Source organism: Rhodoluna sp. (assembly GCF_036721215.1).
Lineage (GTDB): Bacteria > Actinomycetota > Actinomycetes > Actinomycetales > Microbacteriaceae > Rhodoluna.
On sequence record NZ_DAIMLM010000002.1, the window covers coordinates 135,921 to 161,005 of the forward strand.

The 25,085-nt window shown below is 50.5% G+C and carries 23 protein-coding genes and 3 tRNA genes; 17 read left to right on the plus strand and 9 right to left on the minus strand.

Annotation, left to right across the window (positions count from 1 at the left end):
- Positions 1-7 precede the first annotated feature (7 nt).
- The 7 genes from dnaG (at position 8) to AC9UCN_RS03985 (ending at position 5,835) form a co-directional block, all read left to right on the plus strand.
- Positions 8-1,858: a DNA primase gene (gene dnaG, locus AC9UCN_RS03955; protein WP_509523944.1), complete on the plus strand. Its 1,851-nt coding sequence runs from the start codon at positions 8-10 to the stop codon at positions 1,856-1,858.
- On the plus strand, positions 1,851-2,768 hold the full coding sequence (locus tag AC9UCN_RS03960; protein WP_509523946.1) for a D-isomer specific 2-hydroxyacid dehydrogenase family protein: 918 nt from the start codon (positions 1,851-1,853) through the stop codon (positions 2,766-2,768). Before dnaG ends, AC9UCN_RS03960 begins: the two co-directional genes overlap by 8 nt.
- A gap of 47 nt (positions 2,769-2,815) precedes the next feature.
- Positions 2,816-2,891: transfer RNA gene (locus AC9UCN_RS03965), tRNA-Asn, on the plus strand.
- 41 nt (positions 2,892-2,932) lie between these two features.
- Entirely contained in the window at positions 2,933-4,192 is a 1,260-nt protein-coding gene (locus AC9UCN_RS03970; protein WP_509523949.1) for a sensor histidine kinase, read from the plus strand.
- Between the two features lie 11 nt (positions 4,193-4,203).
- Positions 4,204-4,866, plus strand: coding sequence for a response regulator (locus tag AC9UCN_RS03975; protein WP_509523952.1), 663 nt, complete (start codon positions 4,204-4,206; stop codon positions 4,864-4,866).
- Positions 4,856-5,533 (plus strand): AzlC family ABC transporter permease, encoded by a 678-nt coding sequence (locus AC9UCN_RS03980; RefSeq protein WP_509523954.1) that lies wholly within the window; start codon positions 4,856-4,858, stop codon positions 5,531-5,533. The genes AC9UCN_RS03975 and AC9UCN_RS03980 overlap by 11 nt, the downstream gene beginning before the upstream one ends.
- Complete coding sequence (locus AC9UCN_RS03985; RefSeq protein ID WP_509523957.1) at positions 5,530-5,835, plus strand: AzlD domain-containing protein; 306 nt, start codon at positions 5,530-5,532, stop codon at positions 5,833-5,835. The genes AC9UCN_RS03980 and AC9UCN_RS03985 overlap by 4 nt, the downstream gene beginning before the upstream one ends.
- Here the strand turns inward: AC9UCN_RS03985 and def are convergent.
- Complete coding sequence (def, locus tag AC9UCN_RS03990) at positions 5,832-6,395, minus strand: peptide deformylase (RefSeq protein ID WP_509523960.1); 564 nt, start codon at positions 6,393-6,395, stop codon at positions 5,832-5,834. The two genes, AC9UCN_RS03985 and def, sit on opposite strands and share 4 nt — an antisense overlap.
- An 80-nt stretch (positions 6,396-6,475) precedes the next feature.
- On the opposite strand from def, the gene AC9UCN_RS03995 reads away from it, so the two are divergent.
- The gene (locus AC9UCN_RS03995; RefSeq protein ID WP_509523962.1) at positions 6,476-7,375 is read left to right on the plus strand and encodes a multidrug DMT transporter permease; all 900 of its coding nucleotides are present in this window, start codon (positions 6,476-6,478) and stop codon (positions 7,373-7,375) included.
- Between the two features lie 39 nt (positions 7,376-7,414).
- Positions 7,415-8,896: a glycosyltransferase gene (locus AC9UCN_RS04000; protein ID WP_509523965.1), complete on the plus strand. Its 1,482-nt coding sequence runs from the start codon at positions 7,415-7,417 to the stop codon at positions 8,894-8,896.
- A 15-nt stretch (positions 8,897-8,911) separates the two neighbouring features.
- On the opposite strand, the gene AC9UCN_RS04005 is transcribed toward AC9UCN_RS04000, so the two are convergent.
- The gene (locus tag AC9UCN_RS04005) at positions 8,912-9,730 is read right to left on the minus strand and encodes a UbiA family prenyltransferase (RefSeq protein WP_509523968.1); all 819 of its coding nucleotides are present in this window, start codon (positions 9,728-9,730) and stop codon (positions 8,912-8,914) included.
- Positions 9,731-9,904: 174 nt separating this feature from the next.
- Here AC9UCN_RS04005 and AC9UCN_RS04010 point away from each other — a divergent pair, with 174 nt between their 5' ends.
- From AC9UCN_RS04010 to AC9UCN_RS04025, 4 genes are all read left to right on the plus strand, one after another.
- Entirely contained in the window at positions 9,905-11,113 is a 1,209-nt protein-coding gene (locus AC9UCN_RS04010; RefSeq protein ID WP_509523971.1) for a MurT ligase domain-containing protein, read from the plus strand.
- Complete coding sequence (locus AC9UCN_RS04015; RefSeq protein WP_509523974.1) at positions 11,110-11,685, plus strand: hypothetical protein; 576 nt, start codon at positions 11,110-11,112, stop codon at positions 11,683-11,685. Before AC9UCN_RS04010 ends, AC9UCN_RS04015 begins: the two co-directional genes overlap by 4 nt.
- 32 nt (positions 11,686-11,717) lie before the next feature.
- Positions 11,718-11,791, plus strand: a tRNA-Ile gene (locus AC9UCN_RS04020).
- 146 nt (positions 11,792-11,937) lie between these two features.
- Positions 11,938-13,452 (plus strand): M23 family metallopeptidase, encoded by a 1,515-nt coding sequence (locus tag AC9UCN_RS04025; RefSeq protein WP_509523977.1) that lies wholly within the window; start codon positions 11,938-11,940, stop codon positions 13,450-13,452.
- Between the two features lie 254 nt (positions 13,453-13,706).
- Here AC9UCN_RS04025 and AC9UCN_RS04030 read toward each other — a convergent pair whose 3' ends face one another.
- Entirely contained in the window at positions 13,707-14,351 is a 645-nt protein-coding gene (locus AC9UCN_RS04030; protein WP_509523980.1) for a thymidine kinase, read from the minus strand.
- A gap of 113 nt (positions 14,352-14,464) precedes the next feature.
- Here AC9UCN_RS04030 and AC9UCN_RS04035 point away from each other — a divergent pair, with 113 nt between their 5' ends.
- Positions 14,465-14,998, plus strand: coding sequence for a DUF3145 family protein (locus AC9UCN_RS04035; protein ID WP_509523983.1), 534 nt, complete (start codon positions 14,465-14,467; stop codon positions 14,996-14,998).
- On the opposite strand, the gene fabF is transcribed toward AC9UCN_RS04035, so the two are convergent.
- Genes fabF through aceE form a run of 6 tightly spaced genes read right to left on the minus strand, consistent with a single transcriptional unit; the run spans position 14,912 to position 22,216 of the window.
- Positions 14,912-16,150, minus strand: coding sequence for a beta-ketoacyl-ACP synthase II (gene fabF / locus AC9UCN_RS04040; RefSeq protein WP_509523985.1), 1,239 nt, complete (start codon positions 16,148-16,150; stop codon positions 14,912-14,914). The two genes, AC9UCN_RS04035 and fabF, sit on opposite strands and share 87 nt — an antisense overlap.
- Before the next feature lie 5 nt (positions 16,151-16,155).
- On the minus strand, positions 16,156-16,404 hold the full coding sequence (locus tag AC9UCN_RS04045) for an acyl carrier protein (RefSeq protein WP_509523987.1): 249 nt from the start codon (positions 16,402-16,404) through the stop codon (positions 16,156-16,158).
- 38 nt (positions 16,405-16,442) lie between these two features.
- Positions 16,443-17,441: a beta-ketoacyl-ACP synthase III gene (locus AC9UCN_RS04050; RefSeq protein ID WP_509523990.1), complete on the minus strand. Its 999-nt coding sequence runs from the start codon at positions 17,439-17,441 to the stop codon at positions 16,443-16,445.
- A 2-nt stretch (positions 17,442-17,443) separates the two neighbouring features.
- Positions 17,444-18,367, minus strand: a complete 924-nt coding sequence (locus AC9UCN_RS04055; RefSeq protein ID WP_509523993.1) for an ACP S-malonyltransferase — start codon at positions 18,365-18,367, stop codon at positions 17,444-17,446.
- Positions 18,364-19,548: a PucR family transcriptional regulator gene (locus AC9UCN_RS04060; RefSeq protein ID WP_509523995.1), complete on the minus strand. Its 1,185-nt coding sequence runs from the start codon at positions 19,546-19,548 to the stop codon at positions 18,364-18,366. The genes AC9UCN_RS04055 and AC9UCN_RS04060 overlap by 4 nt, the downstream gene beginning before the upstream one ends.
- A complete protein-coding gene (aceE, locus tag AC9UCN_RS04065) occupies positions 19,535-22,216 on the minus strand; it encodes a pyruvate dehydrogenase (acetyl-transferring), homodimeric type (protein WP_509524548.1) in 2,682 nt (893 codons plus the stop codon). The genes AC9UCN_RS04060 and aceE overlap by 14 nt, the downstream gene beginning before the upstream one ends.
- A 206-nt stretch (positions 22,217-22,422) precedes the next feature.
- Here aceE and AC9UCN_RS04070 point away from each other — a divergent pair, with 206 nt between their 5' ends.
- From AC9UCN_RS04070 to AC9UCN_RS04080, 3 genes are all read left to right on the plus strand, one after another.
- Positions 22,423-22,881, plus strand: a complete 459-nt coding sequence (locus AC9UCN_RS04070; protein WP_509523997.1) for a peroxiredoxin — start codon at positions 22,423-22,425, stop codon at positions 22,879-22,881.
- A 35-nt stretch (positions 22,882-22,916) separates the two neighbouring features.
- A tRNA-Val gene (locus AC9UCN_RS04075) sits at positions 22,917-22,989 on the plus strand.
- Positions 22,990-23,029: 40 nt separating this feature from the next.
- Positions 23,030-25,081, plus strand: coding sequence for a cytosine permease (locus AC9UCN_RS04080; protein WP_509523999.1), 2,052 nt, complete (start codon positions 23,030-23,032; stop codon positions 25,079-25,081).
- The last annotated feature ends 4 nt before the right edge of the window (positions 25,082-25,085 follow it).

Here is a 25,085-nt window from a genome sequence, read left to right on the forward strand (position 1 = left end):
TTATCAAGTGGCCGGAAAAATAAGCGCGAGAGACATCGAGGAAGTAAAAGCTCGAGTAAACATCGCCGACGTAATCGGCGGATACGTTGCTCTAAAGCCAGCCAGTGCGGGAAGCCTGAAGGGTCTCTGCCCGTTTCATCAGGAGAAGTCACCGTCATTTAACGTCAGACCCCTGCAGGGCTTCTATCACTGCTTTGGTTGTGGGGCAGGCGGCGATGTGTACAAGTTTTTGCAGGAGATGGAATCACTTAGCTTCTATGAGGCAGTTGAGAACCTTGCACAAAAAGCCAGCTACACCCTTACCTACGAAGCTGGCTCAAACGCCCCAGACCAGGGACAAAAAGCAAGAATCTATGAAGCAAATCTTGCTGCTTCCAAATACTTTGCCGAGCAACTAGGAACAGATGCGGCAACTACCGGCCGAGACTTCTTGAAATCGCGTGGCTTTGATAAATCAGCTGCCGAAACTTTTGGAGTGGGTTTTGCTCCTAAAGGCTGGAACAACCTCGTGGATCACCTCAAGACTTTGGGTTTCACTGAAGACGAACTGGTACTTGCCTCGTTGGCCTCCAGGGGAGAGCGCGGTCTTTACGACAAATTCCGCGGAAGGCTAATTTGGCCAATTAGAGACACTTCTAATCAGGTGATTGGTTTTGGAGCAAGAAAACTATTTGATGATGACCAGGGGCCTAAGTATCTAAACACTTCAGAGACTCCGGTGTATCACAAGTCAGCTGTGCTGTATGGAATTGATCTAGCAAAGAAGGAAATCTCTAAGTCGCAAAAGGTAGTAGTAGTCGAGGGATACACCGACGTGATGGCTTGTCACCTAGCTGGAGTCACCACCGCGGTTGCAACCTGTGGAACAGCATTCGGAGATGAGCACATTCGAATCCTAAATCGAATGCTTTCGGCAAATGTCGATAATCCAGCAGAAGTGATTTTCACTTTTGACCCAGACGAAGCTGGTCAAAAAGCAGCTATGCGCGCCTTCGCTGATGCCGACAAGTTCCACGCCAACAGCTTCATAGCGGTTGGACCAGATGGGCTTGACCCATCGGATCTGAGGGTGCAAAAAGGCGATGAAGCCGTGCAGCTGATGATTGAAAGCAAAAAACCCATCTATGAGTTTGCCATCAAGCAGAAGCTAAAAAACTTTGAGCTATCCAGCGTTGAAGGTCGAGTTGGTGCCGCCAGGGCAGCCGCCGGCGTCATTGCAACCATTAGGGACTCGGCCATGCGATCTGTTTACCTTCGAGAAGTTGCGAACTGGGTGAATCTTGATGTTTCAGAAGTTAGCGCCTTGGTAGAGCGTGCCATCAAGGACAAAGTTGTAGCGGCTGTGGCACCAATGAGGCAAGACGTTTCTGCAGAACCTGCTGCGCAGTCTTTTGAGGAGCCAGATCTTCGAGACCCAACTATTCGATTCGAGCGACAGTTGCTTGAGGTCCTAATTCAGCACCCGGCAGAGATTGAAGAAGATAAATTTCTAGAACTAGTTTCGGGAGATTTCCTAGCCAAGGTTCACTCCTTACTTGCCTCAGCTCTTTTGACCAATGCTGCACACCGCAAAGACTCATCCTGGTTGGTCAAGCTCGCAGAGGCTCTTGACCCAGCGCTACATCAGATTCTTCGGGCGATGGCCGCAACATCTTTACCGGCGAGTACCGAAGAAGAGCTCAAGCGCTATATCGATGGCGTTGCGGTTAGTGGCTTTATAAACTTACTCACCAGACAGAAGCTTTCTTTGCAGGCTGTTCTTCGTCAAACCGAACCATCGGATTCAGCCAAAATTTCTGAAATTCAAAAAGAGCTAATGGATATCGAACAACGCAGACGGGCACTTCAAGGTGGCTAACAATTTTGTTGCAATCGAGCCAAAAAGCTTTCCGGAATACGAAAAAGCTTTAGAACTAGGCGGTGCGAAGCTCTCGCCCATGGGGCCAGATGTTCGTGGGCTGATCTGGACGGATTACTCTTCCCCGGCAGCACTGGGTGAATTAATCGATTACAACACGCAGTTGGAATGGGTGCAGTTACCATTTGCCGGAGTTGACGCATTCGCTAAGCAATTAGACAAGAAGGTTTTGTTCACTAGCGCTAAGGGTGCCTATAGAGAGCCAGTAGCTGAGCATGCCCTAATGCTCGCTTTGGCTCTTGGTCGAAAGCTTCCGACGCGCATCAAGGCTTCCAGTTGGGGCAAACGTGAAGCCTTTAGTTTCTATGATTCAAAAGTTTTACTCATTGGTGCTGGTGGAATATCAGAGGAGCTTGTAAAGCTTCTTGCGCCATTTAGGGCAGAAATTACTGTTGTGAGAAACAACGCCGAACTACCTTTCCCAGGAGCCAAAAAAGTAGCGGGGCTGGAAAAACTAGATGGCTTGATTCCAGAAGCTGACCTTGTGATAGTGACCTGCGCATTGACAGAGCAAACTCGCGGACTAATCAACTACCAACGGCTGTCGCTTTTCAAGCCGACTGCCTATCTTGTAAATGTAGCCAGAGGGCCAATTGTGGTGAGCGACGATCTAATTCGAGCCTTAGATGATGGTCTGCTAGCCGGGGCTGGGTTGGACGTAACCGACCCGGAACCGCTTCCAGATGGGCACGGCTTTTTTGGCCGTGACGACCTGATTCTGACGCCTCATACCGCCGACACCAAGGAAATAGTCACCAGGCTATTTGCCACCCGCATTGAGCAGAACGTGAAGGCTTTTTTGGGTAACGGTGCTTGGGTGGGCGAGGTTAGCCCATCCTTGGGCTACTGATATAGCAGGGCCGCCATTTTTGGTAGTGTTGGAGGCTGCGCAAGCATTCCTCGGTAGCTCAATTGGCAGAGCAATCGGCTGTTAACCGATAGGTTCTTGGTTCGAGTCCAAGCCGGGGAGCCAGAGAATCCGGCCCACATCAAAGCAACCCTCAGGAGATATGTGTGATTCGCTGGATACTAGACACCAAATGGGTTCCAGAGATTGCTCTTTTTCTTACCCTTTTGGCTGTTTTCGGCGGAATCAACGCCGCTACTAGCGGCCTTAGCTACTTTCTCCTGTCCATCCCGTTCGCACTAGCTTCGCTGTTTGTCAGAAAACATAGCTACCTCACGGCCGCAATGCTCTTGGTCGGAGCCGCACTACACATTGGCTTCTCCGCGGTGCCATCCTTTGGGAACTTAGTTCTTGCAGTCGTAGCTTTTGTTTCCGGCGTGTTCACGGCTAATCCTTGGCGTGTAATCAACATTCTGGGCGTCAGCGCTACTTCGTTCGTGATAATTGCAAGCGCTTCCTATAACCCAAATCTTTCACTGCCTAACTTGGGGGTAATCGAATTTACTGACACCGGAAGACTGGCATTGTTCATCACCGGAACTATCTTGGCGGGTAGCCTAATCGGCCTTGCCGCAGTTGGCGGTCGGCTCGTGCGTGAGCAATATCTTCAACGGCAATTCCAAGGCAACCGCAAATACTCAAACTCCCAGCAAGATGAAATCTCGCTGGAACTTGCGGAGCAGGCCAAGCGCTTCGAAATGGCTGGGGACATGAACGAAAGTGCTGTGCAGCATGTTTCTTCGGTGATAACTAACGCTGAGGCTGGCTTATACACGGCCAAGCTAGATCCTGATGCGGGTTTGCGTGCCTTGGACAAAGTACTGCTGAGCGCAAAGGCGGCGCACGCCGAGCTTAGAAGGCTTTACGAGACCATCAATCGTGGAACAATCATCTCCACCGCGCCTCCAACCCTAGAAAGCATTTCGGCTCTTGAGTTAAATATGCGCGAGGCCGGATACAACATGGCAATTACCTACTCGGGCTCGCGGGTTGCATTAGATAGCTCAATGGAGCTAGCAATTTACCGGGTAGTTTTTGAGGCAATCAAGAATGTTCGCCAACATAACCCCAAGGGCACAACCGTGACCGTAGAGCTAACCTGGTTTGAAACCAGCCTTCAGGTAATCATTCGAGACAACGGTGTTGAGGTAGTTAGAAAAAGCGCTGTTGGCCCCAATGGCTTACCTGCTCCCTATGACGCCAACGATGACATCGATAACCTCCTCGAAAAAGTCATCGGACCCGGAATCACAGCTATGCGTGAGCGTGTAGAAAGCTTCGGTGGATCCCTTGAGGCTCAACGGGTAGTCGGGGTTGGATTTACCGTTTCGGCTCTTTTCCCGATTATTCGACCCAAGCAAGACTGATCAGAATCTGAATGAGCCAACCCCTTCGAATTGCCCTGATTGATTGGAACACGAGTGTTCGATCCGCCAGGAGGGCAATTCTTGATGCCACAGCTAACATCACCGTGGTCTTCGAATCCGATGGCAGCAAAGATCAGCTAGACCAGCTACCTGATTTATTGGTGGATGTCGTACTTATCGATCAACAACTAGATAGCAAAACTGGGATCGACGCCTTCTCGACTCTTAGGCAGAGCTATGAAGAACTGTCCGAGGTTCCCAAGGCAGTTCTCACCACGGTCTATGACATTGCAACCCTCCGTGTCCTAGCTCTCGGAGCTGGAATGCACGATGTGGTGAGTATCGATAGCGGACCTGACGGTCTAATTAATGCCATTAGATCAGCAGCTTCAGCTGAACCCGTTATTGACCTGGCAGAACTTGCGAAGTTACTCACCGAAACTCCTCCAGTATCCAAGAACAATTTCGAATTGAGTCAAGCAGTAATTGCACTACCAGTTAGAAAAAAGGGCCTGATTGAAAAACTTGCTGAGGAGTGGCCAAAGATAAAGGCCGGGTCCAAGCCGAAGCTAACTCTTGAGCAATACCAACCACTTGCTCTTTCGCTAGGCTGTCTTAGCGCAAGCGAGCTGATTATCAAGCTCATGCAGAATGGGGTGTTAGATGCCAAGTGAAGCGCAAAGCGTTAGGGCAATCTCATTCGGGGTAGGTTTTGCAACCGGTCTTTACGGAATTTCTTTTGGAGCGCTATCGGTTGCGGCCGGCTTAGATTTTTGGCAGACCATGGCGCTAAGCCTTTTGATGTTTAGCGGCGGTAGCCAGTTTGCTTTTGTTGGAGTTATCGCAACCGGAGCCGGAGTTGTTCCTGCTATTTTGTCAGCCTGGCTACTGGGTGTTCGTAACGGCTTCTATGCAATTAGATTAGCCCCAGTCTTGTCACTCTCTGGAATCCTGAAGCCTGTGGGAGCTCAACTAACAATTGATGAATCAAATGCCGTTTCGCATTCCCAAGAGCCTGATCTTCCAAAACAGCGCCAGGGTTTTTGGCTGACCGGAATATTCGTTTTCCTATTCTGGAACCTCGCAACAGCAGCCGGAGCGTTGCTTGGTTCTGCCATCGGTAACCCGGCTGACTGGGGTTTAGACGCAGCCGCTGGAGCTGCTTTTCTTGGATTAATTTGGCCAAGGCTAAAAGAGTCCAAGCTATTGCTACTAGCTGTGGTTTCAGCGTTTAGTGCTGTTTTTCTTTCTGCATTTCTTCCAGCCGGTATTCCAGTGCTTCTGACCGCAGGCGTTGCTGTTATCTTCTGGATAATCGAGCTCTTAGGAAAATCAAAATGACGCTCTGGGTAGGTGTTTTGCTGGCAAGTGCACTGGTGTACTCCTGGAAGCTACTAGGGCTTCTGATCCCGGAGCGCTTCGTTCGGAATCCAAGCATTCGCTCGCTGGCGGCGCTACTCACAGTCACCATGCTCGCAGGCCTAGTTGGAATTCAAACTTTTGTCTCTGCCGAGGGGATCACTTTAGACGCCAGGGCAGCTGCCTTGGCAGTTGCAGCAGTTCTTTTCTACTTGAGAGTGCCTTTTATTTTTGTTGTGATCGCAGCAGCTGCAGTTGCCAGCTTGCTCAGGATGTGGCTTTAGTCCTCGAGGTGATCCGTTCCTGGTAACCAGGACTGGTCAGGTCTATTCCAACCAAGCTCAGCCATAACTTCGAATGCTTCCTTTTTGGCATCTTCTGGCAGCTTGTCGACATAAATGATTCCTTCAAGATGATCAAACTCATGCTGGAAGATCCTTGCGAACCAGCCCTCGGCTTCGATTCTTATCGGCTTTTGCTCTAGATCAACGCCTTCGATTACTGCCCAGTCCGCTCGCTGCAGTGAGAATCTTTCCCCGGGTACTGAAAGACAGCCTTCGCTGTGCAGTTCTTCATCGGGTTCTTCTTCTGAAACCGGCCCGATAGTTATAGTCGGATTAATCACTACCCCTCTTCGAGGGTTGTCATCATCATCGGGATAGTCATAGACAAACACTTGCAGCGCCACTCCCACCTGAGGGGCCGCTAGGCCAACCCCCGGAGCGTTCTGCATAGTTTCGAACATGTCGCGAACTAGATCGGATAATTCCTGATCAAATGCTGTGACCTGCTGGGCTCTCTGGTGCAGCACCTGGTCCCCGTAGATGCGTATTGGCCTGATCATGGCTCAAATCTAGCCGTTAGTTTTGGCTAATCAGCTCAATTCAGGGCTAGGCTCGAATTTGGGAAATTTTAGGAATACTTGTGGGACCAGAACTTCGATTATTGGCAATTGTTCTTGCCGTATTGGCAGCAGTTGCTCTAGCTTTTGGTGCGCAGTTTCAAAACCAGGCGGTTTCAACTAGTAGAGAAAAACACATCCAGCCCAAAGTTTCACTTTCGATTAGAGAGCTAATCAATCTGCTGATAAAACCTCGCTGGGTTTCTGGAACTAGTTTGATGTTTTTGGCCATGCTGTTACAGCTTGGAGCGCTTTCGCTAGCACCACTTATTGTGGTTCAGCCCATCGGAGCTATTGCTCTAGTTATCACCTCACTACTTAACGCGCGCTATACCAAGACCAAACTAAATCGAGCCACCATGTTGGCGATTGGACTAAGCACTTTTGGCGTGGGAGGCTTTGTAATTACTGCTTCTCAGGTGGCGGCCCAAGTTGAACTGACTGATGAGAACCTGCTTCGAGTACTGCTGCTGTTTGTAATCATCTTGGTCTTATTTGCGGCGCTTTTTTTCATCTTCGGCAAAAAAGCCCAAGCGCTAACTTACATTCTTGGTGCCGGAGTGCTTTACGGATTTGTGGTAACCCTTGCGAAGGTAACAATCCAGCGCCTGTATCAGATGGACTACGACATCCTGACCCTAATTGCAGTGGTGAGCATGGTAGGCGCCGTGTTACTTGGAGGATGGTTCGTTCAGAATGCGTATGCCTCTGGGCCGCCAGATTTGGTTATCGCAGGATTGACGGTTATCGATCCGATAGTGGCAATTGCAATCGCTATAGGCATCCTGGGCGAGGCACAGGAGGCCACACTGGGCTCGGGATCTCTATTCTCAGCCTTTGGGCTACTGGCAATCTGCGGAGTGTATTTGTTGTCAAAGGTTCACCCGGAACTAAGAAAACGACCCAAGGCTTCCGTCAAGTAAACTTGTAATCACACCCCAACATTCAATCTCAGGGATGAAATGACTGAAGCAGTAAAAGCTAGTAGGCGCATGCGCGTGGTCATTGGCTGCGACACCTTCCCGCCAGACATAAATGGGGCTTCCAGGTTCGCTGAGCGGTTAGCTGCTGGTTTAGTTCGGGCTGGGCACGAAGTGCACGTTATTGCACCTTCCTATAGCAAAAGATATGGCACCTTCACAGAAGTTCATGACTCCAGCTCTATGACCGTTCACCGGCTCAAAAGCCACCGGGTGGTGCAACACAAGACCCTGCGATACGTCTGGCCATTCACCCTAAAGGCCAAGACCGATCGAATTTTGAAAGATCTCAAGCCAGATGCGGTCCATATCAACTCTCACATGATTGTTGGCAGGTATCTAATTAGATCCGCAAGGCAGCAGGGCATACGCGTTATTGCCACGAACCACATCATGCCTGAGAACCTAATCAAGTATTCGCTTGTTATTCCACGCTGGGCAGAAAAGGTCGCCATGAGCCTTGCGTGGAAAGACACGGGTCGAATCCTTAAAAAAGCTGACTTAGTAACAACCCCAACTAGAAAAGCCGCCAACCTTCTCGAAAACGCTGCTGGACTTACCGGAGTGCTGGCCGTTTCTTGCGGCATCGAGGCTTCTAATTTTGCTAACAACAGCCCAACAACAAACACAGAGCCAAGAATTCTCTTTTTAGGACGGCTTGATTACGAGAAACACATCCACAACCTGATTAAAGCTGTAGCGCTATTGCCGAAATCCCTGAAGGTGAAACTTGAAATTGTTGGTGACGGGGGAGAGCGCGAGTATCTGGAGAATCTTGCCAAGGACTTAGGCCTAAAAAACAACGTCGAATTCCGCGGTCACATCTCTGACGAAGAGTTGCCAAAGGTATACGAAAGAGCAACAGTGTTTGCTATGCCATCAATTGCAGAGCTTCAATCAATTGCCACCATGGAGGCCATGGCCTCAGGTCGTCCTGTTGTGGCCGCTGACGCCATGGCACTGCCTCATTTGGTGCACGATGGCGACAACGGCTACCTGTTTCCCCCAGATGACGTCAAGGCGTTTGCAGACCGCCTTCTAAAGGTGCTTACCGCTGATCAGAATGAGCTAGATCGCCTCTCGGAGAACTCACTGCACTTGATTCAGTCCCACGATATTGATCGCACCATAAGAATCTTTGAGGGTCTTTATAGCGGTGAAACACAGGAAGAGAACGAGACAGCCGACAACCTTGCTACCTACTCACTGCCTATCGGAAGCCTCAGCAAAACCATTAGTAGATCTATTGCCTTAGCCAGAAGGCGCTCAGCCAAGCTTCGCGAGCAAGCGGAGCTCACACGCAAGGAATTAGTCGCCAGAGCCGAAGACGCCAGGGATGAAGTAATTGAGCGCCTAGAAGAAGTTCGTGACGATGTGGCCTTCGCCGCCAAGAAGCTAGAGATTCGAGTGCGCAAGGGCGTCAAGAAAGCCGCTGAGAGACTCAGAAGAGAAGAACTTCCTTAGACAATCTGCGTCTAGCTAGAAACCCTGCATCAACATGACAACGTTTACTAGCGATGCCAGTAGCAGAAGATGAAACACCAGCTTGGGAGGATTTGGTCTTAGAGCCAGAACGCTTGCAAGTAGCGACAAAACTACAGTCAACCCCAGCCCTCCAATAGAAACTAAAGGATCCAACTTGCTGCCTTGGGTCACCAGAATTAGAGAAGCGGAACTAGCGCTTACCGCAATTACCAGAGCTGATGCTTTCTGACCGAGAATGTGCGGAAGGGCTCTAACTCCAGTTTGCTTATCCGCTAGAAGATCCGGAAGTGTGTTGGCGAAGTGAGCAGCTACCCCAAAGAGCCCTGCAACAATCATCACCCAAACCGGAGGCAGCGCTGGATCAGGGCTAGAGAGCGTGACAAAAGCTGGCAGGATTCCAAAACCGAGAATATACGGAACAACAGAAAAGCCATTAGCTTTTAGCCCAAGGTTGTATGCCCAGCCGATTGCCAGCATAAGAAGCATCCATAAAAAGGCTGCAGTGCCTAGTGCCAAGGTGAGAGCAAGGGCAATTACTGCTGCACCAAGGGATGCTGTCCTAACTGAAGCCAGTGAAACCATTCCCTGAGCTAACGGTTTGTCGATTCTCTGTACCGCTTTATCTCTTCCCGCATCTAACCAGTCGTTCGAAAGACCAACCGAGAACTGCTGAGTCAAGACTGCTAAACCAACTAGCAATAGCTTTTCTGGTGGCAATCCCACTCCAATTCCAAACAGAACCGCGAAGCTTGACACAGACAACGAGGGGAGGGGATGAGTGGCTCTGAAAAGAGCCAAAGCTTTTAGCCACATGAAATTACCTCTTGACTGCCTTTTCTAAGTGTAAGTATTTAGCGGGCATGGCTTACACCTCAGACTTTATTGCTTGTAGCACTAGCATCACAGTCATTTCTTGGGTTCGTCGGTAAAGTAGTGGGGTGATTCGATTTCAGAAGCCGCAATTAGTCCCTAAGGCATGGAAATTCATTGATTAGCATCCTGGCTGTTGCAGTTGGCAGAATCGTTAGATTCATCATCCGTATCTTTCGACGTGGTGGAGGTTCCGCGTTCCCCGGAACAGTTGCTAGCTCAATAGCTCCAAACTTGCTAAGTGATGCAATTCGCTCTGCAAGAAAAGGTTTAGTTGTAGTTTCCGGAAGCTCTGGCAAGAGCTCAACAACTCAAGTACTTGTAGCGCTTCTAAGAGCTCATGGATATAAGGTCTTCACCAACCCATCGACGGCAAACATCAAACAAGGCCTCTACGCGGCAATACTTCAGTTTGGTGATTATCGAGGTCACATTGACGCGGATTTTGTAGTCATGGAATGGGATGAGGGTCACGGCGCAGCCCTAGTTGAATCGCTTCACCCACGCCTTGCTGTGCTCACCAATGTCTATTCAGACCAGCTTGATCGGTTCGTTGACCCAGAACTAGTAGTTGAGAAGCTGAAAAAGATCTATGACCACTCAGATCATGCCGTGATAAACGTGGATGACAAGAACCTAACGCAATTTGCAGATTCGGGAAAAATCACCGGCTTTGGATTATCGCCCTCCATTCAACCTCGCCCAAGCTACGCCATTAACTTTGGGCCAGAGCCTACATTTGAGCCCTCAGTTGAAGTCTCGAAGCTTGGGGAAAAATCTCTTCAGGTAAGAGTCCCCGGACGCCTTCTTAGCTTCGAGACAAAAGCTGACGCTCCCCACCAAGCTCTCAACCTGGCAGCTTCTATTGCTGCTGTTTCCGAATTGATTGAGCCAGATTGGAATTTAATCGAAAAGACAATTTCAAATTTGCCCCCGGTATTTGCTAGAGATGAAATCGCGTCAGTTCGTGGCAAAGACGTGAGGTTTTTGCTCTGCCTGAATCCAACAAGCTTTACTCACAGTCTCAGTGAGATTTCTGATCAGACCAGCCCGTTGATGATTATGGCTGGCGGAGACATCAGCGATCCAAGCTGGCTATGGACAGTGGATTTTTCAAAGCTAAAGCACGTGGACGTAGTTGGTGGCAAAAACGCTTACGACTTAGCACTGAGGCTTATGTATCAAGACGTTCAGGTGGACAGGATTATTCTTGAGGCCGATAAAGCAGCAGATGCATTTCTGGAGCTTTCAGGACCGAGCCCGACAGTGCTATTCACAGCGGATGCGATGCGACGCACCAGAAGATACTTGGGGTTGGCAAAATGATCAAATTAGCGGCCTTTATGCCAACCTATTTCAACAACAACGGCGATCAAGGAAACATTGAGGTCCTTGCGAAGCAGCTCGAGTGGCGCGGTGTCCAATGCTCTGTGACTTCTACTGAACTCCAAGACTCGGACTTTTTACTTGTTGGCGATGGCTCGAGAGCAGTTATGCGTGAGTTCAAATCAGAACTTGCTGCAATTACAGATTTGGTAGCCGAGCGCCTAAGAATCGGAAAGGCAACACTGCTGGTTGGGTCCGCCCACGAGTTCTTCTGCTCGCGGTTGCCTGGGCTTCCAGAACTACAGGAGGCGCCAAGGGTAAGCGAGCATCGTGAGGTAAGTTCCGGGGATCTGAGAGTTTTTGGATACAGAAACAACGAAATCGATAACGACTTATTCATAGAACAAGCGTTCATCTCGACCTCGCTGTTTGGCCCAATCCTTGCCAAGAACGAGAATCTTTTGAACATTGTTCTCAGATCAATGGGAGTAACTAGTGAGCTTCCCGCTGTGTTTCAGTCACGGCTAGCTCCTGTGTTGCAGGGCGTTCGATCAAAGGCCTTAGGAAGCTAACGGTGTTTATCGTCTAGTCTTAGTAATTGCGAGGGGAGTTAGCTCAGCTGGTTAGAGCAGCGGACTCATAATCCGTCGGTCACGGGTTCAAGTCCCGTACTCCCCACCTAGAAAACCCTTTAGAGTCAACAGTTCTAGAGGGCTTTTCTTTGATCAAAGGGATAGATGTTCAAAGACTCTGGTGAGACCCGCCCGTGCCCCTAGGCATAAAACTCATAGACAGTCGCATGACGCTGCGCTAAAGTTTTGGTCGTGACCAATTCAATTCGTATCCAATCAGGATTGCTCTTGATCCTCCTGATGTTGACTACTGCGTGTGGTAGCGGGAGCGACGAATCCAGTCAGAAGATCGTCGCTGGTTCAAGTTGTGAGAATCTCGGTGAGCAGACGGAAGCCGACGGAGACCTGCTTGAGTGCACCGCCACCGACAATGGTTCGTTTTGGATTGCCAAGGGGCCAGTCGGGGGATCCGGTTCCACCGCGACGCTCGGCGCTTCGTGTGACGCCAACTCGGAACTTACTTGGACCGTGATTGGAGTCGTCATCTGTGACGGTGGCAGGTACCGATTCGCAGTGCCCGATGACTTTCCGCCCACACCGTCGGGGGGCTACACGAGTCGTCCGGATTGGTACCCCACTTTGACCCAAATCCTGGGTGCCGGACGACCAGAACCAGCGTGTGCGGCGGCAACGGTGAAGTTCACACACCCGGTGGTTCCACTCGATCAGCTCACCACCACAATTCCTTACGGTGCGATGCTCGGAGATCACATTACGCCAATCGACCACGCCTACCTGGGAATCAAGTCCCTCGAAAAACCCAAGACGCAACGGACTGAGGATGACTACATCGACGTAACCGCTCCGGCTGACGGCATCATCACCGAGCTGAGTTCACTCGGCGCGCCGTGGACGAACCGGGTCACCATCGATCATGGTTGCGGTGTGTACACGGTGTACATGGTGCTGAACCGCCCCGCTGGTGTTCTCGCCAATGACTACGAAGAGATGACCGCCAAGGGCGGCTACTTACAGTTGTCGGTTCCGATTAAGGCCGGCGACATGTTCGGCCAGCAGCGTGACAACGCCCTCGACTTTAATGTGTTTGATGGCAGTCAGTGGCTAAGCGGATTCGCCTCACCGGCGTCGTACCTCACCGGCGACACTTGGAAGCCTTACACCGCTGACTACCTCCCATTTTTCTCCGGCGAAATCCGCACAGCGATGGAGAGTTCACTCCAGCGAACCTCGGCCCCACGAGTAGGGAAGATTGATCATGACGTGATTGGCACTGCTGCCGGCAACTGGTTTCTTGTTGGGACCTTCGGTTACGGAGGAAAGTCAGTGGATCTTTACCGCAATGCGACTGCACCGATTCCCGGTGGCACCGTGGAAGGAAAGAACTCGTATGCATGGAGTCATCTGTCAATTTCACCGCATGAGGTGGACACTGAGCAGTGGGTGTTCTCAATTGGCTGGTTTACCGATCCCAAGGGTGACTTCCCCCAGATGCTGCTCGACATTCCGGCAGGCAAGCCTGCGCCCACACAGCTGACCTCGGCAGATGGTCCAGTCGTTTATGACCTCTACCAACTCAGCTACGCCTACACGAGGTCATCAGGATCAGAGGCATCGGCCCCAGTTGGCTACAAACTCCAACGCGGGCAATCCAAGGGTCGAGTGATCCTGCAAGTCAACGCTGACGGCACCCTCTCCCTAGAAATGGGCACCGAGTTCACGTCAGCAAAACGCACATACCGTCGATGACTCATTGGTACCCCAGGCAAGTTTTGTCCCCCTCTACGTGACCCAAGAGGATTTTGAGGACTACGCTGAGAAAGCTGGAGGTTTTGTAAGGTTTGCAGACTTACTTAAGGATTCGAAGCCCGAGTTCAGCAAGGGTTGACCCCGCTTAACAGGACCCAATGGTAATCAATAGCCACAAAAACTACCAAAGCATTTTTCGATAGTACTTGGGCACTTGGCTAGACCCTATATTTCTATTAGGTGTGGAAACGTTCTCATAATCCGTCGGTCACGGGTTCAAGTCCCGTACTCCCCACCAATGCGGCGTTGCCCTTTTCTCGAAAGTAACAAGATGCGCAAAGCGACTCATAGGTTACTTCTTCACCATCTATTGCCACCTGGTCACCGTCGAAGATGAAGCTGTCATTAATCTTTCTTGCGTTGAACATAGCTTTCTTGCCGCAGCGACATATTGTTTTTAGCTCTTCGAGGCTGTGTGCAATCTCGAGTAGTCGAAGTGATCCAGGGAAGCCGTTGGTGAGAAAATCGGTCCGGATGCCATAAGCCAGTACCGGCACATCATCCAAAACTGCAATCTCTAGAGCCTGATCAACTTGCGCACGGGTCAGAAACTGGGACTCATCCAGTAGCAGGCAGGCAACTCTCTTGCCGGTCTTTTCGCGATGTAGGGTAGAGCGCTTTTGAAATTCTTTTCTAAGATTTAGATCTGGGGTAACCAGAAAATCAACCATTCGGTCAACTCCAAGCCTGGACAAGATCGCCATGTCTCCCTTGGTGTCTACCGCTGGCTTGGCAAGCAATACCGCTTGGCCACGCTCTTCGTAGTTATAGGCGGCCTGCAATAGGGCAGTTGACTTACCTGAGTTCATCGCACCGTGACGGAAATATAGCTTGCTCATACTGTTGCAATTTTAGCTGCTTGTTTTGACTTGTTCCGCAGCTAGCTCTAGCCTTGGAGAACCACCAAATAAAGGTCGTAGGGGAAGACGTACCTAGGTTTGGAGGTGAAAGTATGTCTAAAGGGCTCGTGTTTATTCACCAAGCGCCCAGTGCTTTGCTTGCCCACATCGAGTGGACCATCTCGGGGGTCTGCGGAGCTCCTATAACGATCAGCTGGCACGCGTTGCCTGCCCCAGGCAAGGGCTATCGCGCTCTTGCGCTTTGGGAAGCCCCAGCAGGTGCTGGGGCGATTCTTGCCACCTCGTTTATGAATCTCAAGCAAATCTCCTTTGAGGTGATTCAGCAGGACTCTCCGGATGTTGCCGGATACCGCTGGAGCTACACACCAACTCTTGGCATGTTCTCATCCGCTACTGATGAGGCGGGAAATATCCTGGTCAGCGAAAATCAGTTGCGATTTATTGTTGATAGCTGTGGGTCGAATGGGCTCAAGCTACAGGCAGAGCTTCGAAAAGTCTTAGGTCAAGCTTTTGATGACGAACTTGAAAGCTACCGAGAGCTATTCGACGGATCGGAAAGCAACAACAGCGTTGTGACCTCCGAAACCGAACGAGTTAGTTATAGCCAGAATGTTAGACCCCTCTAGCTTTCTTGGTGACACAACAACATCCAGTTTGATTTCAGGATCTTGATTCTCAAGATTGATTGTTGGTGGCGCAGTTTTTTCGTGCAGCGCTAGAACTGTGAAAATTGCTTCAATAGCTCCGGCTCCACCAAGCAGGTGACCAGTGGAGGCCTTGGTTGCCGATACCGGGATGCCAGCTAACTTCTCGCCAAAGACTCTCTTTAGTGCTTGATACTCTGCGATGTCACCCACCGGTGTGCTGGTGGCGTGAGCGTTGATGTGAGCAACATCATTTATTGAGCTGCCAGATTGTTCCAGGGCGCCAAGCATAGCTCTAGCGGCCGCAGTTCCTTCGGGATCAGGAGCAGTGATGTGATGAGCATCTGAAGTCACGGCTGCTCCAACGACCTCGGCATAAATCTTTGCCCCGCGAGCCTTGGCATGCTCTTCCCTTTCCAAAATCAGTGTTCCAGCACCCTCGCCCATCACGAAACCATCGCGAGCGGTGTCATAAGGCCTAGAAGCTCGTGCAGGGTCATCGTTTCGTTTAGATAGCGCGTGCATGGCAGCAAAGGATGCAATTGGAAGCGGGTGGATAGCAGCTTCGGCACCACCGGCGACAATAATGTCTGCTTCACCGTTTCGAATTCTGTTGAACGCGTTAGCGATGGCCTCGGTTCCAGATGCACATGCCGAAACAGCTGTTCTAACTCCAGCTCTGGCGTGCAATTCCATTCCAATGGCAGCAGCTGGACCGTTGGCCATCAGCATCGGCACGGTCATTGGTAGCACTCGCCTTGGCCCACGCTCTTTGAGAGTGTCGTAAGCATCCAGCAGGGTCCAGATTCCTCCGATACCGGTTGCGTATTCGACCGCTAGGCGTTCAGGAGCAACTTCGGGGGAGCCGGCATCAAGCCAAGCCTCACGAGCTGAGACCAGCGCAAGCTGGCTCGATGGATCTAATCTCTTGGCTTCCTGGGGAGTGAGCATTTCTTTGGCTGGAACCTTGGCTTGGCCCGCGAAGGTGACAGGAAGCTCATACTGGGCTACCCAGTCTTGCGTAAGGGTTGTGATGCCAGATTCGCCCGCGAGCAATGCCTGCCAGGTTGACTTGCTGTCGCCACCAAGTGGCGTAGTTGCGCCAATGCCAGTGACAACAACTTTTTGGACCAAGGTTTTTAGCCTTGCGCCTTTGTGATGTAGTTCACAGCGTCACCGACGGTAAGAAGGTTTTTTACCTCGTCGTCTGGAATCTTTACATCAAACTTGTCTTCGGCGTTGACGACGATGGTCATCATAGAGATTGAGTCAATGTCTAGATCGTCAGTGAATGACTTGTCTAGCTGTACAGCATCGTTAGCGATACCGGTTTCGTCGTTTACGATCTCTGCTAGTCCGCTAAGTACTTCTGCTGCAGAAAGTGCCATTTTTTGTCTCCTAGTTGTTTGATTGACCGATTGTAAGTTTAGGGCACAACCACTACTTGAGCCCCGTAGGCTAAACCAGCCCCGAAGCCTATTTGTAGCGCTAGATCACCAGATTTAATGCGACCTTCGGCCAGAAGGGCGTGCATGGCCAGTGGGATGCTGGCAGCCGAGGTGTTGCCTGTTGTAATGATGTCTCTGGCTACAACCACCGATTCAGGAAGAGCCAATTGCTTTGCCATTTCGTCAATGATGCGCTCGTTGGCCTGGTGGGTAACCAGCGTAGCTAACTCTTCTGGTTTAACTCCTGCAACCTCAAGAGCTTGCTTGGCCACTTTTACCATTTCCCAAACTGCCCAACGGAAAACACTTTGACCTTCTTGAACAAGGGTTGGCCAACTTCCGGTGCCATCGCGGAAATCAAGTAGAGACCCTGTCATTCCAACTGCTTCCCACTTGGATCCATCGGAACCCCAAACACTTTTTGAAATACCTGGTGAATCGGAGGGCCCAACAATGGCAGCCCCTGCCCCATCTCCTAGCAAGAACGAAATTGATCTGTCGGTGGGATCGATGTAATCAGAGAGCTTCTCGCCACCAACAACAAGAACATACTTCGCAGTTCCTGATCTAACCAGTGAATCTGCTTGAGCGATGCCGTAGCAGTAACCAGCACAAGCAGCCGAGATGTCAAAGGCAGGAGCTGGGTTCGCACCGACGAGCTCTGCCAGCAGTGATGCGGCTGAGGGGGTCTGATATGGATGAGTGATGGTGGAGAATATCACAGCTTCGATCTCGGCTGGCTTGATGCCTGCTTTCTGAATAGCCTCGTTGCTTGCTTCAACGGCCATGTCCATTAGGGACCTATCCTTGCTGGCTCGCATTCTGGTCACGATGCCGGTGCGCTGTCTAATCCACTCATCGGATGAGTTGATCGGTCCGGCGACGTCATCGTTGGTGACCGTTAGGTCTCCTCGAGATGCCCCGAGAGAGTAAATCTTGGAGAAAGCAATTGTTTCGGCCTGGTTTAGCTTCGCCATTTCTAAACCTGCCCTCTAACAAATGCGGTGGCCTTTTCAAGATCTTCTGGAGACTTTAGGGCCAAGGTGGCGACTCCCGGCATTGCTCGCTTCGCTATTCCAGTTAGGGTACCGCCTGGCAAAAGCTCGATAACAGCGCTCACGCCATCGGACACCATCGAATCCATGGTCAAATCCCATCGAACTGGGTTAGAAACCTGATTGATTAGTAGCTCCAAAAACTTATCACCGCTGTCAACTCTTGCTCCATCGCTATTGGACCAAAGTAGCAGTTTGGGATTTTCAGTTTTGATAGAACTCTCCAAAGAACCAAGCTCAACTTTGGCAGTTTCCATAAAAGATGTGTGAAAAGCACCTGCTACTGCCAAACCCACTACCCGGGTTCCTTGCGGAGGAGAGTCAATAAGCTCTTGAATTTTCGCAGAAGAACCCGCAGCAACTATTTGTCCTTTGCCGTTGTAGTTTGCCGCAAAGAGCCCCATGTTAGATAAATAATCTAAAACTAGTTCTTGTTCGCCGCCAACTACCGCCGCCATTGAGCTTGCTTCAAGAGTCGCCGCCTGAGCCATTTGCTCACCTCTTGCTTTAACGAACTTGAGCGCAGCTTCTGTGTCCAATACTCCAGCAATGTTTGCTGCCGCTATTTCACCTACCGAGTGACCTGCGACACCTGCAAACAAAGACTCGTCTTTTAGCGCCTGAACTAATTCCGCGTGACTAGCCATCGAAGCAGCAACAATAAGCGGCTGGGCAATTTTGGTGTCCTTGATTGTCTCAGCGTCAGCTTCGGTTCCGAAGTGAATCAAATCCACCCCCAGAATTGCAGAGTACTTTTCGATTTCTTGCTTGAATGATTCAAGTTCTAACCATGGAGTCAGAAAGCCTGGCGTTTGGGCCCCTTGACCGGGGCACGTAAGAGCAATCAAGATTCCCTCGATCTCATGGTTGGCTCAGGCTCGTTCATTTTGCCAAGCAGGGTTGCCACCTGCAAAACAAAGGACTCTCTGGCGCCGGTAGCATCCCAGCCGATCAATTCGGAGATTTTCTTTAGGCGATAGCGAACGGTGTTGCTGTGAACAAACATTTCTCTTGCAGTTAGCTCCAAAGAGCGACCGGTTTCTAGGTAAGTCACGAGGGTATCGAGCAAGTCAGGAGAGTTTTTTCTAAGCGGTTGGTAGATCTTGTTTATCAGCGTGGTCTTTGCCAACATGTCGCCAGCTAGTGCTCGCTCAGCCAATAGATCATCTGCTGAGGTAGGCCTTGGTGCCTTGTTCCAAGCTCCAACTACGGAGAAGCCAGAAAGAGCCGACCGAGCTGACTTGTGGGCATCGGTTATCGAGGGAACCTCGGAGCCAACCACAATTGGCCCTTCGGTGAAACTATTCGATAGTCCACTGCAAAGCGCAAAGAGCTTAGGAGTTTTTGCAGGGTCCAGATTCTCTTCCGGTACCTGACCCACCACAACAATTAGTCGATCACCGTGAATGCCAACCAGAACGTCCGCGCCACTTCTTCTTGCTTCTCTTCGTAAATTGTCAACATCGGTGCTCTGATCCGAGCCACCAATCATTACCGCGACCGCACCACGTGCTCTCCAGCCGAGCGCGGAAACTCTAGAAGAAAGCTCTTCTTCATTTTCACCACTGAGAATACTGTCCACCACCAGAGCTTCTAACCTGGCATCCCAAAGACCCCGGGCTTCCGCTGCCTTGGCATAAACATCAGCCGCACTAAAAGCGATTTCTCTGGAATACAACAGCACAGCCTCGCGAAGCTCACTGTGCTCTTGGACCACTCGGTCCTCAACAACTTGAACTACCACGCGAATAAGTTGCAAAGTTTCTTGCAAAGATATCGAGCGAAGAAGTTCTCTTGGTGCAGTCGAGAAAACATCGGCAGCAACCCATGGCTGCGAGGTTGGATCTTCGTACCAGGCAAGAAAAGAGGTGATACCAGCTTGGGCGACAAGTCCAACGGCAGATCTTCTGGCAGCTGGCATCTTGGAATACCAGGGGAGGGTCTTATCAAGGCGAGCTAATGTGGTGGTTGCTAATTCTCCAGCGATGGATTGCAACCACTCAAGGGTTTCGTCCTTAGGCTTCGCCACCGGCGGTTCCGCTTGTTCCTGCGTTTACGTTGTGTAGTTGGTAGCGATCAATAGCCAGTTGCAACACTGAATGATCTAGCTCGCCGCGAGCCACAAGTTGTTGCAATGAACGCACCACAATCGATGGTCCATCGATCTTGAATTCACGTCTTGCCGCTGGCCTGGTGTCTGAGAAACCAAAACCATCTGCACCCAAAGTGGCATAGTCACCTGGAACCCAAGCGCGGATCTGGTCCGGAACCGCGTGCATGTAATCGCTCACTCCAATAAATGGCCCAGGGGCGTTTTGAAGCTTCTTGGTTATGTAGGCAGGCTCCACTTCATTGTTTGGGTAGAGGAACCTCTCCCGATCTTTGTTCAGCCCGTCACGTCGAAGCTCGGTCCAGCTAGTTACCGACCAGATGTCAGCCGAAACTCCCCAGTCCTTGGCTAGAAGATCTTGTGCCTCGTAGGCCCATTGCAGAGCCACTCCAGAAGCCAGAATCTGAACCTTGCGTCCTGGAACTTGGTTCTCGCTGACGCGGTGAATACCGCGCAGGATTCCTTCCACGTCCACGTTTTCTGGTTCTGCTGGCTGAACGTAAGGTTCGTTATAGACAGTTAGGTAGTAAATGACGTTTGGATCTTTATGGGTTTCGCCATACATGCGCTCAAGTCCTGCCTGCATGATGTGACCAATTTCATATCCGTAAGCCGGGTCGTAGCTAATAACTGCGGTGTTAGTTGATGCCAATAGTGGCGAGTGACCATCGGCGTGCTGCAAACCCTCACCGGTTAGAGTGGTGCGACCTGCGGTCGCGCCAATCATAAATCCTCGAGTCATTTGATCAGTAGCTGCCCAAATAGCATCGGCGGTGCGCTGGAATCCAAACATCGAGTAGAAAACGTAAATTGGAATCATTGGCTGACCTTGAGTGGCATAACTGGAGCCAACTGCGGTAAACGCGGCTATTGACCCAGCCTCGTTAATTCCGGTGTGCAGAATCTGGCCGGTTTCTGACTCTTTGTAGTTCAGCAGTAGATCGCGGTCAACAGATAGGTAGTGGTGTCCGGCTGGGTTGTAAATCTTTGCGGTTGGGAAGAATGCATCCATTCCAAATGTTCTTGCCTCGTCAGGAATGATCGGAACAATTCTTGGACCAAGTTCTGAAGATCGCAGAAGATCCTTTAGTAATCTAACGAAAGCCATGGTGGTGGCAACCTCTTGGGTTCCAGAGCCAGCCTTTGCGATGTCATAAGTTTTGTTTTCTGGAAGAGCAAAGCTCACATACTTGCTTCTTCGTTCTGGCAGGTAGCCACCTAATTCTCGACGGCGCTCGTGCATGTATTGAATCTCTGGCGTTGAGTCAGCTGGCTTGTAATACGGAGGCTGATATGGATCGCGTTCTAGCTCAGCGTCGGAGATTGGAATATGAGTTTCGTCACGGAACTGTTTTAGATCGGCCAGGGTTAGTTTTTTCATCTGGTGAGTTGCGTTTCGACCTTCGAAGGTCTTGCCTAGGGTGTAACCCTTGATGGTTTTGGCAATGATCACTGTAGGTTGACCCTTGTGCTCGGTTGCGGACTTATAGGCAGCGTAGATCTTCTTGTAGTCGTGACCACCGCGTCTTAGTCCCCAGAGCTGGTCATCGGTCATGGACTCGACCATCTTGGCGGTTCTTGGGTCGCGGCCAAAGAAGTTCTCTCTTACGAAAGCCCCTGATTCGGTTTTGTAGGTTTGGTAGTCACCATCGGGAGTTCTGTTCATTAAATCTACAAGTGCACCTTCAGTGTCAGCACTTAGCAGAGGATCCCACTCCCGACCCCAGATGACCTTTATCACGTTCCAGCCGGCGCCTCTAAAGAACGACTCCAGCTCCTGAATGATCTTGCCGTTACCCCTAACTGGGCCATCAAGGCGCTGTAGGTTGGCGTTTACAACAAAAGTTAGGTTATCTAGACCGTCATTGGCGGCAAGTTGCAGCGCTCCGCGGCTTTCAACCTCGTCAAGTTCACCATCTCCGAGGAAGGCCCAAACGTGCTGAGCTGAAGTGTCGCGGAAGTTTCGGTTATGCAGGTAACGATTGAACTGTGCCTGGTAAATCGCATTTATCGGACCCAGTCCCATAGAAACGGTTGGGAACTGCCAAAAATCCGGCATAAGTCTTGGGTGCGGGTAAGAAGACAAACCTCCGCCCGGGTGAGATTTTTCCTGGCGGAAACCATTTAGCTGGTTTTCGGAAAGCCGGCCTTCCAAAAATGCCCTTGCATAGGGACCGGGCGAGGCGTGACCTTGAATGAATATCTGATCTCCACCGGATGGGTGATCTTGACCTTTGAAGAAGTGGTTGAAACCAACTTCATATAAAGAAGCAGAGCTAGCAAAAGTTGAGATATGTCCACCAACCGCGATTCCTGGGCGCTGAGCTCGGTGAACCAGCATCGCAGCGTTCCAACGCATCCACGATCGGTAAGTTCTTTCGATTTTTTCATCGCCTGGGAAAGCTGGTTCGTCTTCTGGAGAAATCGTGTTTATGTAATCGGTGGTTGGAACCAGCGGAACATTTAGCTGAAGTTCGTGTGAGCGTCTCAGTAGGTTGAGCATCAACTCTCTGGCGCGACCGCGACCACGAGTTGCTGAGGCCTGAGAAAGTGATTCGAGCCACTCGGAGGTTTCCTGAGGATCCATGTCTGGATTGGAAACGGCGTAGGCATCATTGTTGTTAATGGACAATGAAATCCTTTCTAAAAAGAGTCTTCGCTAATGTTTTTTGACAGCGAACCATTTAGGGCTCCGGATAGGGCCAATAAGAAGTTTACCTATTCAAGATGGGGTTATTTGAACCCAATAAGAGGGCCTACTATGGAACAAAGTATTTAAACCAAGGAGATGAAATGGCTGCAGAAGTAGGCGAAAAGGCCCCAGATTTTGAGCTAAACAACCAGCACGGGGAGCTTGTGAAGCTTTCCTCCTATATCGGCAAAAAGCCAGTGGTGCTGGTTTTCTACCCACTCTCGTTCTCGGGCACCTGCACCGGAGAGCTTTGCGAGCTTAGAGACAACATTTCTATCTTTGAGTCAGCGGACACTGAGCTTTTGGCTATTTCTGTGGACTCAAAGTACACCCAGAAGATCTTTGCTGACCAGGAGGGTTACAAGTTTCAGGTGTTAGCCGACTTCTGGCCACACGGCGGCGTTGCCAAGCAATACGGGGTCTTCATGGAAGAAGCCGGAATTGCCAAGCGCGGCACCTTCTTGATTGATAAAGAAGGCGTGATTCAGGCAAAGTTTGTCAACGGCCCTGGCGAAGCTAGGGACCTAGGAAGCTACAAAGAGGCTCTAGCGGCTTTGTAGTAGAGTTTTGTAGTTGCCTTATGGCGCATGTTTGAGGGCCTTTAGCTCAGTTGGTAGAGCGCCACGTTTACACCGTGGATGTCATCGGTTCGAGCCCGGTAGGGCCCACAGATAGCGACCAAGGATAGCCCGGCGTTAGGATTTGGTCATGGAATCTCCAACACCCCCAACTCCTCGTTCCATGTCAGATGACGAACTAAATGCCGAGGTCATGAGATTACAGTCTCAACCAGATGGCCTAATGGCTGCCATGGCTCTTATCGAAGCCCAAAACCTATTAAGGCAGCAAGATTCCTTCGCTTACTCGCAGTGGCAACTGCAAGAGCAAATGAAAGCTGCCTCTGCTCCTGCCGAGGTTCGTGAGCCAGAGCCTAAAGCCGCAGAACCGGATCCAATTATTGTCCCCGCCCCTGCACCGGTAGTTGCTCCAGCACCAGTTTTGCCACCTGCTGCTCCTGTTCCGGCGGTAGCGCAAGAAACAAGCGTCGATGAAATCGTTGCAGCTCTAAATAGTAACTATGTCGGGGCGCAAAACAACAATCAAAATACTGAAGAAGAGACGGTCGCCTCCTTGTCGCCACCGGTACCAGCCTTGGCACCTGAAAGCAAGAAAATCAGTTTTGATCAGCTTATTTCTGGCGAAGAAGAATCAGTTAACGATCCGTTGCCTATTCCCGCAGAAACTTCTGATCAAACAGAGCTAGCTGAGGATGAAGACGAAGCTCAGGCTATTGGGGTAACTAGAACTAAAACCTCCGCTGCACTGAGTTGGTCATGGATCTCGATAGCTTCTTCACCTTTGGTTTTGGTCCTGGCTGCGTTCCTTAAGGAATCTGGTGCGTCTTTGACTCAGTCACTTGTTGTGATTTCGGGACTCATTGTTACAACAGCTGTGTTAGCTGGCATTGGATCGGTTGCCGCTAAGCGCGGCTCAAGTCCAATAGGAGTGGTATCCAGAGCTGCGTTTGGGGTTTGGGGTAACGTTTTGCCGGCATTTGCAATGCTGCTTGTGAAGATTTTTTGGTCGATTGCACTATTGATTTTTGCGGCCAGAATTTTGTCTCCGCTTTTGGCTAGTCAGCCATGGTTTGCAGTTATTAGTTCTCAGTTTGTATTCCCGGCAGAATTCACGGCCCTGATGCTAACCACAATTCCGATGGTCATGATTTCTGCTTTGGTTGCCGGATTTGGCGGCATCGCCATGCTTCGGTCTCAGCAATTAGTCGGAGCCTTCTCGCTACTTGGAATTTTGGGCGTTGGCTTCTTCGTCTTCTCCACTAACTCGATTCTTGATCTGCGACAGGGTGAGCTACTTGCAGCGCCGGCGCTTATCGACCTAGCAATCTTCAGCTTTATGCTTTTTGGCTTCACTGTCTTCTCGCAAAGCGGTGACTTCGCAAGAAAGCTTCCGGTTCAAACCCCTGGAGCAAAGGTTTTCTTCCTTTCTTTTGTGTCCACTCTGTTTATTCCTCTTGCTGTTGGAGTAATGGGAGTTCTTTGGATATTCATGGCCGAGGACACCTTTGGACTGCTACTAACCGATCAATTGATTCCAACTATTGCCGCAGCGGCTCCAATCTGGGTCTTCATTGGATTTGTAGTTGCGGTAGGACTTTCGGCTCTTCAGCTATTGGCAAACTCGATCTACTCCCTAGCGGGTTCTTTAGCCTCAGTTGGGGTAAAACTTCCTGGGGCAGTTTCTGTATTGCTACTTTCCATTGTTTTGCTGGCCGGAACATTGGTTTCTAGCATGCTGCTCGCAACATCTTCCGTGCTGGCGATGCTAATTGAATTGCTAGTGCTTGTCTCAGTGGTTGCCGCCTCGTATAGCGGAATTGTGGTGGCCGATGCCCTAATACGCTCACGCGATTACCACGAGGTTTCGCTCACCCGAGACTATGGTTTCTACGGTCGATTCAACTTCGCTAACTTAATCGGATTTATCCTGTCTGTGGCGCTTGGTTTTGGATACCTGAATGGAACCGGATTACTTTCATCCTGGACCGGTTACCTGGGTGATTTCACACCAGCAATTTTCGATGTCGCAGGTTCCAACATCGGTATTGCAATGGCCTTTGGTCTTGCTGTCTTGTTTCCGGTTTTGTTTGGAATTCCAAGGATCAAGAAACAAGAAGTTAAGCTAGTGGAGTTGGATGAGCGCCGAGAGGAACTCAAGGAATACCTAGACACGGCTAACTAGACGT